The sequence below is a fragment of the Streptomyces actinomycinicus genome (assembly GCF_016741775.1).
Classification (GTDB): domain Bacteria; phylum Actinomycetota; class Actinomycetes; order Streptomycetales; family Streptomycetaceae; genus Streptomyces; species Streptomyces actinomycinicus.
Genome location: NZ_JAERRK010000016.1, coordinates 120,009 through 134,389 on the forward strand (window position 1 = coordinate 120,009; position 14,381 = coordinate 134,389).

The window sequence follows — 14,381 nt, forward strand, 5'->3', positions numbered from 1 at the left end:
GCGCGGCACGGCGCGGGGCCTGTGAGGGGGGTGCACACATGAGGCGATTGCTGCGATGGACGGCCGCGGTGGCCGCAACGCTGCTGATGGCCGGCTGCGGCGGTTCGTCCGACGGGAGCGGCAGCGGTGACGAGGGCAAGGGGCCCGGTTCGGCTCCCCCGTCGGCACCGCGGTCCTCCGGCTCCCCCGCCACGGACCTTCCCTCCTCGCTCACACAGCAGCACCTGGACTGGCGCCGCTGCAAGGCCACCGGGAGCGCCTCCGCACCGGGCGACGACTGGCGGTGCGCGACGCTGAAGGTGCCGCTGGACTGGTCCGAGCCGGACGGCAGGACGATCGGCCTCGCCCTCATCCGCGCGCAGGCGACCGGCGGCGACCGCATCGGCTCGCTGCTGTTCAACTTCGGCGGCCCCGGCGGCTCCGGCGTCTCGACGATCCCGTACTTCTCGGCCACCGTCTCCGCCCTCCGCGAGCGCTACGACCTGGTGAGCTGGGACCCGCGCGGGGTCGCCGGGAGCGAAGGCGTCCGGTGCCGCGGTGACCGGGAGATCCAGGCCGCCGAAACCGTCGACGCCACTCCGGACACCCCCGCCGAGGAGAAGGCGTACTTCCAGGACGCCGCCGACTTCGGCAAGGGCTGCCAGAAGGCCGCCGGCCGGCTGATGGCCCACGTGTCGACCACTGACACCGCCCGCGACATGGACCTGATGCGCCAAGTCCTCGGTGACGACGAACTGCACTACTTCGGCCTGTCCTACGGCACCGAACTCGGCGGTGTGTACGCCCATCTGTTCCCCCGGCGGGTGGGACGGCTGGTGCTGGACGGCGTGGTCGACCCGGCCGCGGACACGGCCGGCCACGCGCAGAACCAGGCCCGCGGCTTCCAGCGGGCCCTGGACGACTACCTCAAGTCCACCGGCCAGGACCCCGAGCAGGGCTCGCGGCACATAGCGGACCTGCTGAAGCGGCTCGACGCGAAGCCGCTGCCGACGTCCTCCGGGCGCAAGCTGACCCAGACGCTCGCGACCACCGGAATCATCCTGCCCCTCTACAGCGAAACCGGCTGGCCGAGGCTGACCAACGCCCTCAAGTCGGCTCAGCGGGGCGACGGTTCGGAGCTGCTGGCGCTTGCCGACGAGTACAACGACCGGGACTCCTCGGGCCATTACGGCACGATGTCCCACTCCCAGCGGGTCATATCGTGCCTGGACGAGAGGCAGCGGCCGACGCCGGCCGAGACGAAGCGGCGACTGGCGGAGTTCGAGCGGATTTCGCCCGTGTTCGGGGACTTCCTCGGCTGGGACACGGCCGGCTGGTGCCACGACTGGCCGGTGCCGGGCCAGTTCGACACCCCGGAGGTCAGCGCGCCCGGGGCGGCACCGATCCTGCTGGTCGGCAACACCGGCGACCCGGCGACCCCGTTCGAGGGCACTCGCAGGATGGTCGGGGAACTGGGCAAGGGCGTCGGCGTCCAGCTCACCTGGAAGGGCGAGGGACACACGGCGTACGGCAACGGCAGCGACTGCGTCGACTCGACGGTGAACGCCTACCTGCTGAACGGAACGCTGCCGAAGGACGGCAAGGTCTGCTCCTGAGCAGCCCGCGGTCAGCACTCCCCCGTATTCCAGAGCCGTGGGCAGTCGCCCGGGAAGCCGGGTGGGTGACACTGCCGCCGCCGGCAGTGCACCGGTGGGCGGGCGCGGGCACCCGGCCCAGCCGACGCCGACCGGCAACGCCAGAAGCCCACGGCATCCGACCAGGTCAGTGCCGTGGGCTTCGTCAGCCTCGCTCGACGGCGAGGGCAGTGATCAGTAGACCGGCTTGTTCGGTTCGATCTGGTTGACCCAGCCGATGACGCCGCCGCCGACGTGGACCGCGTCGGCGAAGCCCGCGGACTTCAGGACCGCGAGGACTTCCGCACTGCGGACACCCGTCTTGCAATGCAGGACGATCTTCTTGTCCTGCGGGAGGCCCTCGAGGGCGCTGCCCATGAGGAACTCGTTCTTCGGGATCAGCCTGGCACCCGGGATGGAGACGATCTCGTACTCGTTCGGCTCCCGGACGTCGATGATCTCGATGTTCTCGCCGTCGTCGATCCACTCCTTGAGCTGCTTCGGAGTGATCGTGGAGTCGGCCGCCGCCGCCTGGGCCTCCTCGGAGACGACGCCGCAGAAGGCCTCGTAGTCGATCAGCTCGGTGACGGTCGGGTTCTCGCCGCAGACCGCGCAGTTGGGGTCCTTGCGGACCTTGACCTGGCGGTACTGCATCTCCAGGGCGTCGTAGATCATCAGCCGGCCGACCAGCGGCTCGCCGATGCCCGCGAGGAGCTTGATCGCCTCGTTGACCTGGATGGAGCCGATGGACGCGCACAGCACGCCCAGGACGCCGCCCTCGGCGCAGGAGGGGACCATGCCGGGGGGCGGGGGCTCCGGGTACAGGCAGCGGTAGCAGGGGCCGTGCTCGGACCAGAAGACCGAGGCCTGGCCGTCGAAGCGGTAGATCGAACCCCACACGTACGGCTTGTTCAGCAGCACGCACGCGTCGTTGACCAGGTAGCGGGTCGCGAAGTTGTCGGTGCCGTCGACGATCAGGTCGTACTGGCTGAAGATGTCCATCACGTTTTCGGCCTCGAGCCGCTCCTCGTGAAGGATCACGTTCACGTACGGGTTGATGCCCTTGACGCTGTCACGGGCGGACTCGGCCTTGGAGCGGCCGATGTCGGCCTGGCTGTGGATGATCTGGCGCTGCAGGTTCGACTCGTCGACCTCGTCGAACTCCACGATGCCGAGGGTGCCCACGCCCGCGGCGGCCAGGTACATCAGCGCCGGCGAGCCCAGGCCGCCGGCGCCCACACAGAGCACCTTGGCGTTCTTCAGCCGCTTCTGCCCGTCCATGCCCACGTCGGGGATGATCAGGTGGCGGGAGTACCTGCGAACCTCGTCTACGGTGAGCTCGGAAGCCGGCTCGACCAGGGGTGGCAACGACACGGGGACTCCGTTGGTCGGTCGATCACTACAGTTGTTCTCCTGGTAACACTGCCACGGCCTTCTTCATTCCGAGACACCTGTTCCGACACGCGAGACGATTTCGTCCCAGTAGCCGGGCATCGTCTCCCAGGGATCGGCGCGCCCGCCCCCGTCGGTGCGGTCCGTGAAGTAGATCGTCGCCGCTCCCTGCCAGCGGGCGATGCGCAGCGCCTCGTCCAGATGGCCGCGGGGCACGCCGTGCACGACGTGGCAGAACCGCTCGGGCGGGTAGTCGGCGGTCCACTCGGCGACCTGCGACCAGCGGTAGTCGGACCAGGGACCGGAGAAGGTCACCAGCTGGTCGGCGTTCTCGGCGTAGCCGGGGTGCGGATGGCTGCCGTGGCCGAGGACGATGTGGGCGGAGTCGTGGATCGCCCGGAGCGTGGTGACCGCGCGGCGGACCTCGGGGAGAGCGGTGCGGTCGGTGGGGCACCGGTCGAGCAGGAAGCCGTCGACCCGGTACCAGTCGAGATGACGGTGCGCGTCCGAGAGCAGGTCACCGAAGGGCCGGCCACCGTAGGTGAGGTCGAGGTGGCCCAGGACGCGGACGCCCGCGTCGTGCAGCCGGGCCACCGCCGCCAGGCAGTGCGGGTCGGGGCGGGTGCCGGGGCCGGCGGCCACGTTCAGGGCCACCCAGTCCAGCGGGGTGCCCGGGCGGGCGAGTTCGGCCCACTGCGCAGGGGCGACGAGCGGGTGGGCGTAACCGGGGACGCCCAGGGCGGTGCGGACGCCGGTGCCGGTGCCGGTGCCGGTGGTGCTCGGGGTGGTGCTGGTCAGATGCGGCATGCCGCCTCCATCCAGATGTCGGCCAGGGATTCTTCGAGGTTGATGCGGGGCCGCCAGCCGAGCCGGTCCCGCGCGGTGCGCACATCGGCCTGCTGCCAGCTGCCGCAACCGTCCGGGTACGGGTACGCGACCGGGGCCGGGTGCTCGGAGTCCGCGCGTGGGTGCCCGATGGCGCTGCGCAGCGGCACGGGAGGGGCGTCGAGTTCGTGGAGCGCCCCGCCGTATCCGGCCACGCGCGCGAGGACGGCGGCGGCGTCCCGGAGGCGGACGGAGCGGCCGGAGCCGATGTTGATCACGCCCTGGGCGGCGGAGAGCGAGGCGGCGTGCACGGCCCGCGCGACGTCCCGTACGTCGACGAAGTCGCGCTGGACGCCGAGTCCGCCGAGCTTGAGTTCGCCGTCGCCGGACTGCATCGCCCGGCGCATGGCCTCCGCCAGCCGGCCCAGCGGGGAGCCGGCCGGGGTGCCGGGGCCGGCCGGGGAGAAGACGCGCAGCACGACGGCGTCCAGCCCGGAGCCGAGGACCAGCTCGGTCGCGGCGAGCTTGCTGACACCGTAGGGGCCGCCGGGACGCGGCACGGCGTCCTCGGCCGTGGAGGAGCCGGGCTGGCTCGGGCCGTACTCGGAGCCGCAGCCGATCTGGACCAGGCGGGCACCGCAGCCGCTGCGCCGCAGGGCCTCGCAGACGGTGGCCACGGCGACGGTGTTGTGCCGGGTGAGTTCGCGGGCGCCGCCGCGGGTCGCGCCCGCGCAGTTGACGACGACCCCGGGATGGACCGCGTCCAGGAAGCGGGTGAGCGCGCCCGGGCTGCCGGTGGCGAGGTCGAAGCGGACGTCGGCGTCGTCGCCGCGACCGAGCGCGGTGAGCTGGACGGCCGGGTCGGCGAGCAGGCGGTCGGCGACGAAGCGGCCGATGAATCCGTTGGCTCCGATCAGCAGGACCCTCATCGTGCGGCTCCCGGGGTGTGCGTGCCGGTGGCACCGGCCGTGTCGAAGGCTCCGGCGGCTGCTCCGGACGCTCCGGCGGTTCCGGTGGTACCGGTCGCTCCGGCGGTTCCGGCGGTGCCGGACGCTCCGGATCGGGAGGTGGTCATCTGGTCTTCTCCTTCACAGGCGTGGTGCGGGTGCCTCCGGCGGCGGGTCGGGCCGGGGGCGGAAGCTTCACTCGGATGCTCCGGTGGGAGCGTGGGCCGAGGCCCGGGTGAGGGTGCGGGCCGCGTGCAGCAGCAGGGACAGCGCCGCGGTGCCACAGGCGAGGGCCGGTACGGCTGCCTCACCGCCGGCGCTGACGAGGGCCTCCACGGGGGAGGCAAGGAAGGCGCAGCCGGGCAGCCGGCCGGCCAGGGGCAGCGCCAGGGCCACCGCTTCCGCGGCCGTCGCGGCGCCGAGCACCAGGGCCGGGGCGCGCCGGTGCCGGTGCGCGGTGAGCAGGCGGGCGAGCAGCAGCAGGGCGCCGAGGGTGAGGGCCTGCGGCCAGGCCGCGGGTTCGTGCAGGGCGGTGGAGCACAGGGCGAGGAGTGCGGCGAGCGCGCCGAGGAACAGGGCGAACGCGCCGAGCAGGAGCGGCTTCGCGGCGGCTGTGAAGTCCTCCAGGCCCCGGCTGCCGACCAGCCTGCGACGGGCGCCGGCGGTGAGGAGATGAGCGCACCAGGCCGCCGGGGCGCAGGCCAGCAGGAGAGCCAGGACGGGCGCGGTGGCCGTGGGCCAGGGGCCGTCGGGGGTGCCGGTGGGCGGACCGTCGGGGCCGCCCGCCACGACGGCGCGCAGGAGGCCGTCGCCGGCGAGGGCGTATCCGAGGAGCCAGAGGGTCCACACGTACGTACCGCCTGCCGTCGGCCACGCGCGCGCGGGTGCCGGGCCGGCGAGCGGACCGTGATGCAGGGCCGCGCGGGTGGCGAGCGCGGCGGCGAGCAGGCCGCCGAGGGCCACCAGCAGACGGGGGTTGCCGTGGGTGAGGCGCAGTCCGGCCACGGTGGCCGCGCCGAGTGCGCCCGGCAGGAGGGTGAGCAGGACCCAGCCGGCGCGGATGCGGGGCGCGGGCAGCGGCCGGCGCGTGGGGCGCGGGTCACCGTCGCGGGGCACGCGCGCGTACAGCTCCTCGGCGAGCGAGAAGACGTCGCGGTGCCGGAAGCGGGCGGCCGTCCGGTCGGTGACTCCGTGCGCCTCCAGCCCGGCGGCGATCTCCAGCGGGTCGACGGCACGCTCACACAGGGTGCGGTGCCGGTGCAGCAGCGCTTTCACCGGGTCCACGGAACCGCGCCGCGCCACCCCGGCGGCACGCGTCCGGTCCGCCGTCTCGTCCCCTACGACGCGGGGGCCGGCCGGGAGTGGGGTGTGCGCGGTGTGGGCGGCGCCCCCCGCACCACCCGAACCGGCACCATCCGATCCGAGGCCGCTCCATCCGACACCACCCGAACCGACACCGCCCGAACCGACGCCACCCGATCCGGGGCCACCTGAGGTGACCCCGCTCAAGCCGACACCGTCCGCACCGGCACCGTCCGCACCGGCACCACCCGCACCCGTCCTGCTGTCCAAGTCGGTCATCGCGCCCCCTCCGCGGCCGCGAGCGGCGTGGCCCGTGCCGGTGTGCTCGTGGCCCGTACCGGTGTGCTCGTGGCCCAGCCGGGGATGCCTCGGGGCAGGGCGCGGATCGTCGGGCCGGTCCAGCGGCCGGGGACGTGGGACTCGGCGGGCGTGGCGAACGGTAAGGGCTCGCCGGACTCGTCCAGGACCACCCGGCGGACCGGGCAGTGCGCGACGATCTCCAGGTAAATGCCGTGAAATGCCGCGATGTTCTGCTCGACGGTGAACAGTTCGAGCGCCCGGGCGCGCGCGGCCGCACCGAGCCGCTCACGGCGCTCGGGGTCGCGCAACAACGCCACGCACGCCTCGGCGAGCGCCCTGGGGTTGCGCGGCGGCACGACGAGCCCCGTACCGCCGATGACCTCCACGACCGCGCCGACGTCCGTGGACACCGTCGCGCGACCGCAGAACATGGCCTCGACGAGGCTGATCGGGAAGCCCTCCACGACGCTGGAGAGGACGACAACCGCGCCGGCGGCGTACGCGTCGGGCAGCGTCGGGGCCTCCGGACCGCCGATCCCCTCGAAGGAGACGGGATTGTCGCCGACGGCGTGCACGCCCTCCGCCTCGTCCGGGAAGAGCTGCGCGGCGAGCGCCCGGCAGTGGCCGAGGTAGGCCACACCCTCGGCGCCGGAGGGCGCGCCGACGATGCGCAGGCGGGCTCGCGGCTGCTCCCTGCGGATCTCGGCGAAGGCGTGCAGCAGCGCGACCAGGTCCTTGGCGGGTTCGACCCGGCCGACCCAGACCAGGGTGTGCGGGTCGGCGTGGTCGGGAGACTCGCCGACCTCCGTGAAGCGTGCGGCCTCCATGCCCGGGTACACCGTGCGGATCCGGGCCCGGTCGGCGCCGCACCGTTCCTGCCAGCGGCGCGCGTGGGCGTTGCCCGGGGTGAGGATCTCGGCCCTGCGGTACACCTCGGCGGCGAGCCGGCCCTGGAAGGCGCCGAGCAGAGCGCGCACGGCGGGGGCGGCGGTGTCGGGGCCGAGGGTCAGGTAGTGCGAGCGGAGCTGGACGCCGTACTCGGTGACGAGCAGGGGTACGTCGCAGAAGTGCCGGGTGAGCAGTCCGGCGAGGGCGGCGGGGCCGCCGGCGGTGGCGTGGCAGAGGTCGGCCGCGCCGAGCCCGTGGTCGTCGTACCAGTCGAGCGAGAGGGGGCGCAGGGCGCGTTCGAGGTGCGCGGCGACGGCGAGCAGGTCGGGCACGCGCGCCTCGCGCGCCGTGCGCAGCGCGCGGGATGCGCGGCAGGCGCGTTCCAGGGTGCGTACGGCGGCGTCGGAGCGCAGTGCGCCGACGAGTCCGCCCTCCGGTCCGCCCTCCGCGCGGGCGAGTTCTGCGAGTCCGTAGAGCGCGCTGCTGAAACGGTCCGCCTGATCATCGGACGCTCCGTAAGCCGCGGAGCCCCCGGTTCCGGCAGCGCCGGCCCGGGCGGCCACGACCCCGGCGAGCGCGCGCCCTCCGGCCTCGGTCCCGGCACCTTCCGTCCCGGTGGCCGCGCCCTCTCCTGCCTCGGTCCCGGCGACCTCGCCGCCTCTGGCCTCGCTGCCTCTGGCCTCGATCCCACGGGCCTCGCTTCCGGCGCACACGGCGGCCACCAGTTCCCCGTAGTACTCGGTGAAGCGCCGGCGCGCGCGCCGTCCGAGGGCGGCCCCTTCGCTCCCGGCGGTCCACAGCGGTGCCGTACGCACCCGGGTGACCTGCGGCGGGAGTGGGACCCAGCCCTCGTCCTCCTGGCGCCGGCTGCGACTGAGCGCGTAGATGTCGAACTCGTGCTGCCCGAGCCCGCGCACGAGCCGTTCGCACCAGAGCCCGGCGTCACCGCTCACATATGGATAGCCACCCTCGGTCAGCAGGCCTATGCGCACGTGTGCACCCCCGATCTCCCATCTGGGGAGCCGCCGTGGTGCCGGCGGCTCGCAGCGGGATGAACGTAAGCGGACAAGGCGGTGGTACGACGGACGGTTGTCCGTCGCACCACCAAAAGGGGTGAACGGTCGTAACTTTCGCGTGCGGGTCGCGTTCCGTCGCGCTAAGGGATCAGAGAGTCATCGTCCGAGCGCGAAACGTTACGCCACGCGAGACGGGGCCCGGCCGGCGCGGCGAGGCCGACAGGGCAAGGCGGTGCGGCACGGCGGTGCGGCACGGCGGTGCGGTCAAAGCCGGTGCGGGGGGATCAGGGGGCGTCAACGCGTGGGGTACGGCCACGGGTTGGGGCGGCAGTGGATTCCGTCGTGGTCGAGGAACTTGGTCTGCTGTTGCATGACGGGCGCCAGCTCCCCGTCCTTCTGACAGCTGACGTGCCCGTTGCCGAGCCGGTGGCCGACCTCATGGTTGATCAGCATCTGCCGGTAGGCGTGAATGATCTTGTCGCCGTACGTCTTGCTGCCCTGCGCCCACCGGTACGCGTTGATCATGACCCGCTCGGTGGCGGCCGAATCGCAGGAGACGTTGTCCTCCGTGGTGTCCAGGCCCGACTTGGCGCACCACGTGGCGGTGGTGCCGGGACTGGCCAGCGTGATCACGAAGTCGGGCTTGCCGGAGGAGATGCGCTCGAAGGTACGGGCGCCTCCGTGGGCCCAACTCCGCTTGTCGTTCAGGGTCTTCTGCACGGCCTCGGCGAACAGCCCGCCGTCCAGCCCCATCCCCTGCTCGATGTCCACGCGGTACCGGTACTTCTGGCCCGTGCCGGGCGCCTTGTCGGACCCGGGCACGGCGTCGAACTTGCCCGGCCCCTTGAGCGTGGCGCTGAGCGGATAGGTCGCGCCCATCTTCTGGTCGTACGTCAGCGGTGTCGCGCTCGGCTCGACGGAGGGCGCCGGCCCGGCGGGGGCCTGCGCGTCGGGTGCGTGGCCGGTGGCGGACTGCGACTGTGCGGCGCCGTCGTCGTCCCCCTCGGTCACCTGCCCGGCGACGATGACCGCGAGCACGGTGGTGACGGCGGCCGCCGCGATGCCGGTGAAGGCACGCCCCTTGTTCCCCTGACGCTGGCCGGATACGGCGTCGCCGTCGCCGCGCTGCGCTGGCACGGTGGCGCCGTCGGCCGCGGAGGCGAGTGGCTGCTCCTGCGGGGCAGGCCGCTGCCGGCCACCGCGTACCCGGCCCGTGCGGGAGGCGAAGACGTCGAGGTCCTCGACGGCCCCGCTGCCTTCGTCGGCCCCCTCGAACGCGTCGAGGTACTCCTGCCGCGGACCTTTACCGCGCCTCGGACCGTCCGGCCCCGCCTGTCGCTGCCGCGGCAGCACCACACCGGGACGACCGGCACCGGCCCGGCCGGCCGAGTCACCCCAGCCGCCCCCGGCTTCCCGCTGCTCGGGGTGCCCACCGCGCACGGGTGCGCCCTCACGGAGACGGGGCACACCTCGCGCGGGCGTGCCATCGGGAAACACCGGCACGCCGTGCGCGGGCGTACCGTCCGGAAGCCGTGGCACGCCGTGCGCGGGCGTACCGTCCGGCAGCCTCGGCATGCCCTGCGCACTCGGCGTGCCGTGCGCGGGCGTGCCGTCGGGGAACCCCGGTGCGTTCTGTCCCGGCGTGCCTCCGGCCACCCCCGGCCCGCTCCCCTGCGCACGCGCCTCCCGGCGGGCGTCCTCGGAGCGCGTGCCGCGCTGGTCCCTGCGCCTTGCGTCTATATCCGCGGGGTCACCCTTCGGGGCCGGTCCGCGGCGGCTGTGGCGTCCCACTGCGGCCCTCAGCTCCCTGCGCCGGTGACGGTGACGCCGTCCGCCGGCGAGGTGGCCTCGCCGGAGCCGTCCGCCTCGGCCAGGATCTCCCGGAAGGCGCCGGCGACCACGTCCGGGTACTCCATCATCGCCACGTGCCCGGCCTCCGGCAGGGTCAGCAGCCGGGAGTCGCGGAAGGCACGGGCCGCCCTGCGGGCCATGCGGAAGCCGACCAGCTGGTCCCGGCCGCCGTAGATCAGCAGGGTGGGAGCGAGTACACGCTCGGCCTGGCGCCACAGTCCGTGCTGGCCGCCGAGCGTGTACGCGTTCACGATCCCGCGCGCGGAGCGGGTCATCGCGTCCCAGAAGTACGGCAGCTGCAGCCGCCGCTCCAGCTCCTCGACGGCGTGCTGGAACGCCTCCGGCGAGACCCGGCCGGGGTCGCCGTAGCAGAGCGCCATCACCCCGCGGACCCGCTGCTCCGCCGTCCACTGCCTGGTGATCCGGGTGAAGAGGCCGGCGACGCCGGGCACACCGAGCAGTCCCGTCGGCAGGGCGGTGCGCTGCACGCGCAGCTCGGGCAGGGCCGGCGAGACGAGGGTGAGCGTGCGGACCAGGTCGGGACGGACTGCGGCCACGCGCGTGGCGACCGCGCCGCCGAGCGAGTTGCCGAAGAGGTGGACCGGACCGCGTTCGGCCGCGTCGAGATAGCGGATCACCGCGCGCGCGTGCCCGGTGACGGAGTAGTCGCCGTCGTCCGGGGGCGGGGAGTCACCGAAGCCGGGCAGGTCGACCGCCTCGCCGGCGACGTCGCCCTCCAGCTCGGCCATGAGCGACGACCAGTTCTGCGAGGAGCCACCGAGTCCGTGGACGTACAGCGCGGACGGCAGCCCCTCACGCGCGGGGGGCCGGGAGCGGATCGACAGGGTGACGCCGGGCAGACTCACGGACCGCAGCCGCTCGCCCTCGCCGACCCTGACGGGCGCCACCCTCGGAAGCACACTGGCGGCCGGCACGGACGGCGACTCGGTCGAAGACATGCGGCAATGTTACGAGGTGATCACGCCCAGGTTTGTGTGTCGGCCGTCACAGCATGGAGCGGGCGGCACCGGAGAACCGGTCGGCGAACGGACCCGGACGGCATGGCGTCCGGATCAGCTGTCTCCTAGGCTCGTACACAGGGCACCCGCATGTGGCCCCTGCTGTTTCCAGGGACGTTCGTAGGAAGGGAGCCCACCATGGCCTATGACCCCACCGAGCCCGACGCGATCGAGGACCTCGAGGACCTTGAGGACCTGGAGGCCGGCCCGGACGCGGAGATCGACGTAGAGGCGCCCGAGGTGGACGCCGCCGAGCAGCACGCCGACATGAAGCCGGAGCGGGACGACCCACTGACGGGCGTGGACCCGGACCGGGGGAACGAGGCCGATCTCATCGAACAGGCGCGGGTGGTCTCGATCGACGAGGACGACTACCGCTGACCTCTGACCTCGCCGTATCCCGCAGCGCTCGGGGGTCGCGGAAGGCCGCGAACGCGGGCTGCACCGCTTCCGCCGGCGTCCGGTACGTGAAATTCTGCGCTCGCAGCGCGCACACCACTGTTACCGAAAAGTACGATGGCCGCGCGGCCGACACCGCATGTGGACGACTTAGGGAGGCGGCGTGACAGCCATCGAGCAAACTGAGGCGGCACGCCCGCGTGGCACCCGCCTGCCGCGCCGAGCCCGACGGAACCAGCTGCTGGGCGCCGCCCAGGAGGTTTTCGTCGCGCAGGGGTACCACGCTGCGGCGATGGACGACATCGCCGAGCGGGCCGGCGTGAGCAAGCCGGTGCTCTACCAGCACTTCCCGGGCAAGCTCGACCTCTACCTCGCCCTGCTGGACCAGCACTGCGAGTCGCTGATCCAGGCGGTGCGCGGCGCACTGGCGTCGACGACGGACAACAAGCAGCGCGTGCGGGCGACGATGGACGCCTACTTCGCGTACGTGGAGGACGACGGCGGCGCGTTCCGGCTGGTCTTCGAGTCGGACCTGACGAACGAGCCCGCGGTGCGCGAGCGGGTCGACAAGGTGACCGTCGAGTGCGCCGAGGCCATCTGCGACGTCATCGCCGAGGACACGGGCCTGTCGCGCGCGGAGTCGATGCTGCTGGCCTCCGGTCTGGGCGGACTGGCCCAGGTGGTGGCCCGTTCCTGGCTGCACAGCGACCGCAGCGTCCCGCGCGAGGAGGCGGTGCAGCTGCTGACCTCGCTGGCCTGGCGGGGCATCGCCGGTTTCCCGCTGCACGGCACCGATCACAACTGACGGCCGTTTGTTCCCGCCGGGTGTTCGCTCCTGGCGTTCCGGCCCGCAGCGTGTACGTCCCCTCACCGGGCTAATGTGTGCTGGGTACGGCGCGGATGATCGCGCACATCACTGACCGTCGGAGGGACATAGCCGTGGAGGTCAAGATCGGCGTGCAGTACGCGCCCCGCGAGATCGTTCTGGAGAGCGGTCTGAGCGTCGAGGAGGTGGAGCGTCTCGTGAGCGACGCCCTGTCCGGGAAGACGCAGCTGCTGAGCCTCCAGGACGAGAAGGGCCGCAAGGTCCTCGTGCCGACGGACCGTCTGGCGTACGTGGAGATCGGCGAGCCCACCGTGCGCAAGGTCGGATTCGGCGCGCTGTAGGCCGAAGTCGTGAAAGGGGCCCGGCGGCCGTGTGCCGCCGGGCCCCTGCGCATGCGGGGCGCACACGGACGGAGCACAAGTCCTCCACGGCGCAGGATTGCAATCCGCAGGTCACGGGTATGACGGGCTACGACCGTCGAGCCAGACCGGCCGTGGGAGGGACCCCCGACATGATCCTGGAAGCACTCGGCGCCGCCGTGCTCGGTCTGATCCTCGCCTGGGCGGCGGCACACCGCCTCGGACACCGTCTGCCGGCCCGCCCCCTGGTGTACTCCACGGGCATCGCCGGCGCCCTCTTCGGTGACTTCGTCACCCACACCGCGCTGGGCCCCGGCCTGGCCCTGCTGAGCCTCCTGGGCTCCGCGGCCATGGCGGTGGCGTCCCTGTCCCTGCTCCTCCGTCCGACGGGCCGCCTGCGCCGACGATCGGCGACGGCGTAGCCCGTCGGTTGCGCGAGGTCCCCGCAGAGCGCTACGCGGCCAGTCCCAGCGCGGCCATCCGCTTGGTGTGCGCCTCCGTGATCCGCGAGAACATCTTTCCGACCTCGGCGAGATCGAACCCGTCGGCGACACCTCCCACGAGCATCGTGGACAGTGCGTCCCGGTCGGCGACGACCCGCTGGGACTGCGACAGCGCCTCGCCCATCAGCCGCCGCGCCCAGAGCGCGAGCCGGCCGCCCACGCGCGGGTCGGCGTCGATGGCGGCACGCACCTTCTCCACCGCGAACCCGGCGTGGCCCGTGTCGTCGAGCACGGCGAGCACCAGCTCGCGCGTGTCGGAGTCGAGGCGGGCGGCGACCTCCCGGTAGAAGTCGCTCGCGATCGAGTCGCCGACGTATGCCTTGACCAGGCCTTCCAGCCAGTCCGACGGCGCGGTCTGCTTGTGGAAGCCGTCGAGGGCGGCGACGAACGGGTCCATGGCGGCCGTCGGCTCCTCGCCGATCTCGGTCAGCCGGTCCCGCAGCCGCTCGAAGTGGTGGAACTCGGCCGAGGCCATCTTCGCCAGCTCGGCCTTGTCCGCGAGGGTCGGCGCCAGCTTGGCGTCCTCCGCGAGTCGCTCGAACGCCGCAAGCTCTCCGTACGCGAGGGCGCCGAGCAGGTCCACGACCGCGGCGCGGTACTGCGGGTCGGCGGACGCCTGCGTCCAGTCCTGGGCGGCGACACCGGTGGCTTCGGCGGGTTCGGCGGACGCGTTCTCAGGCTTGTCAGAGCTAGTCATGAGCCGCACAATAGCCCGCTCGGAACACCTTCAGAGTCCCTGGTCAACCTCTGTGACCACGACTACGTGACCAATTCGGCCATCACATGTGCGCGATTCCGGGGTATGGTGGTAATGCGCCTGCTGAGTGCGTCGACGGTGTTCGACGTGTCCCGACGGGCTGCATGCATGAGGATGCCCGGTCGGTGGCCCGATCGGCTCCGACCCGACAGCCCTCCCCGGCCGTACGGCTCATTGCGTACGACGACCGGAGGGACACCCTCAGCGGTACGAGCGCTAGAGCGTCGGCAGAGGTCCCGTGCTTTACGGCTGGCCCGAGTGGTTCGCCCGTATGGCAGCCGACGTCCCCGGCACGGTCCGTCAAAGACCCCCGCGCTCGCCTCGCACCGCGCCACACAGAAGAGGCATAACCCTGACTACGACGTTTCGAGACCTCGGAATTCT

Annotated in this window: 14 protein-coding genes; 5 read left to right on the forward strand and 9 right to left on the reverse strand. The window is 72.8% G+C overall.

Annotated elements, in window-relative coordinates; translation table 11 throughout:
- Positions 1-38: 38 nt before the first annotated feature.
- Complete coding sequence (locus JK359_RS26665) at positions 39-1,595, forward strand: alpha/beta hydrolase (protein ID WP_201840664.1); 1,557 nt, start codon at positions 39-41, stop codon at positions 1,593-1,595.
- 213 nt (positions 1,596-1,808) lie between these two features.
- Here JK359_RS26665 and moeZ read toward each other — a convergent pair whose 3' ends face one another.
- The 8 genes from moeZ to JK359_RS26705 form a co-directional block, all read right to left on the reverse strand.
- Positions 1,809-2,987, reverse strand: a complete 1,179-nt coding sequence (gene moeZ, locus JK359_RS26670) for an adenylyltransferase/sulfurtransferase MoeZ (RefSeq protein ID WP_201840665.1) — start codon at positions 2,985-2,987, stop codon at positions 1,809-1,811.
- Positions 2,988-3,050: 63 nt separating this feature from the next.
- Positions 3,051-3,812: a spherulation-specific family 4 protein gene (locus JK359_RS26675; RefSeq protein WP_201840666.1), complete on the reverse strand. Its 762-nt coding sequence runs from the start codon at positions 3,810-3,812 to the stop codon at positions 3,051-3,053.
- Entirely contained in the window at positions 3,800-4,759 is a 960-nt protein-coding gene (locus JK359_RS26680) for an NAD-dependent epimerase/dehydratase family protein (protein WP_201840667.1), read from the reverse strand. The genes JK359_RS26675 and JK359_RS26680 overlap by 13 nt, the downstream gene beginning before the upstream one ends.
- A complete protein-coding gene (locus JK359_RS26685; protein ID WP_201840668.1) occupies positions 4,756-4,905 on the reverse strand; it encodes a hypothetical protein in 150 nt (49 codons plus the stop codon). Before JK359_RS26685 ends, JK359_RS26680 begins: the two co-directional genes overlap by 4 nt.
- A 67-nt stretch (positions 4,906-4,972) precedes the next feature.
- Complete coding sequence (locus JK359_RS26690) at positions 4,973-6,052, reverse strand: hypothetical protein (protein ID WP_201840671.1); 1,080 nt, start codon at positions 6,050-6,052, stop codon at positions 4,973-4,975.
- Between the two features lie 302 nt (positions 6,053-6,354).
- On the reverse strand, positions 6,355-8,259 hold the full coding sequence (locus tag JK359_RS26695) for a DUF3492 domain-containing protein (RefSeq protein ID WP_201840674.1): 1,905 nt from the start codon (positions 8,257-8,259) through the stop codon (positions 6,355-6,357).
- Between the two features lie 318 nt (positions 8,260-8,577).
- Positions 8,578-10,074, reverse strand: a complete 1,497-nt coding sequence (locus tag JK359_RS26700; RefSeq protein ID WP_201840677.1) for a DUF3152 domain-containing protein — start codon at positions 10,072-10,074, stop codon at positions 8,578-8,580.
- Positions 10,075-10,082: 8 nt separating this feature from the next.
- Positions 10,083-11,093 (reverse strand): alpha/beta fold hydrolase, encoded by a 1,011-nt coding sequence (locus JK359_RS26705; protein WP_201840680.1) that lies wholly within the window; start codon positions 11,091-11,093, stop codon positions 10,083-10,085.
- A 198-nt stretch (positions 11,094-11,291) separates the two neighbouring features.
- On the opposite strand from JK359_RS26705, the gene JK359_RS26710 reads away from it, so the two are divergent.
- The 4 genes from JK359_RS26710 (at position 11,292) to JK359_RS26725 (ending at position 13,159) form a co-directional block, all read left to right on the forward strand.
- On the forward strand, positions 11,292-11,534 hold the full coding sequence (locus JK359_RS26710) for an Rv3202a family protein (protein WP_201840683.1): 243 nt from the start codon (positions 11,292-11,294) through the stop codon (positions 11,532-11,534).
- 181 nt (positions 11,535-11,715) lie between these two features.
- Positions 11,716-12,357: a TetR/AcrR family transcriptional regulator gene (locus tag JK359_RS26715; RefSeq protein ID WP_201840685.1), complete on the forward strand. Its 642-nt coding sequence runs from the start codon at positions 11,716-11,718 to the stop codon at positions 12,355-12,357.
- Between the two features lie 134 nt (positions 12,358-12,491).
- Positions 12,492-12,719, forward strand: coding sequence for a DUF3107 domain-containing protein (locus JK359_RS26720; protein WP_201840688.1), 228 nt, complete (start codon positions 12,492-12,494; stop codon positions 12,717-12,719).
- A 170-nt stretch (positions 12,720-12,889) separates the two neighbouring features.
- Positions 12,890-13,159: a hypothetical protein gene (locus tag JK359_RS26725; protein WP_201840690.1), complete on the forward strand. Its 270-nt coding sequence runs from the start codon at positions 12,890-12,892 to the stop codon at positions 13,157-13,159.
- Positions 13,160-13,190: 31 nt separating this feature from the next.
- On the opposite strand, the gene JK359_RS26730 is transcribed toward JK359_RS26725, so the two are convergent.
- Positions 13,191-13,937 carry a ferritin-like fold-containing protein gene (locus JK359_RS26730; RefSeq protein WP_236678486.1) on the reverse strand — a complete coding sequence of 249 codons (747 nt, stop codon included), beginning with the start codon at positions 13,935-13,937 and terminating at the stop codon, positions 13,191-13,193.
- Positions 13,938-14,381: the final 444 nt, after the last annotated feature.

Bases quoted from the DNA above. Each gene is read 5' to 3' on its own strand.
- JK359_RS26685 (WP_201840668.1), bottom strand. From the start codon at position 4,905: ATGACCACCTCCCGATCCGGAGCGTCCGGCACCGCCGGAACCGCCGGA.
- JK359_RS26730 (WP_236678486.1), bottom strand. From the start codon at position 13,937: ATGACTAGCTCTGACAAGCCTGAGAACGCGTCCGCCGAACCCGCCGAA.
- JK359_RS26725 (WP_201840690.1), top strand. From the start codon at position 12,890: ATGATCCTGGAAGCACTCGGCGCCGCCGTGCTCGGTCTGATCCTCGCC.
- JK359_RS26680 (WP_201840667.1), bottom strand. From the start codon at position 4,759: ATGAGGGTCCTGCTGATCGGAGCCAACGGATTCATCGGCCGCTTCGTC.
- JK359_RS26665 (WP_201840664.1), top strand. From the start codon at position 39: ATGAGGCGATTGCTGCGATGGACGGCCGCGGTGGCCGCAACGCTGCTG.
- JK359_RS26675 (WP_201840666.1), bottom strand. From the start codon at position 3,812: ATGCCGCATCTGACCAGCACCACCCCGAGCACCACCGGCACCGGCACC.
- JK359_RS26705 (WP_201840680.1), bottom strand. From the start codon at position 11,093: ATGTCTTCGACCGAGTCGCCGTCCGTGCCGGCCGCCAGTGTGCTTCCG.
- JK359_RS26710 (WP_201840683.1), top strand. From the start codon at position 11,292: ATGGCCTATGACCCCACCGAGCCCGACGCGATCGAGGACCTCGAGGAC.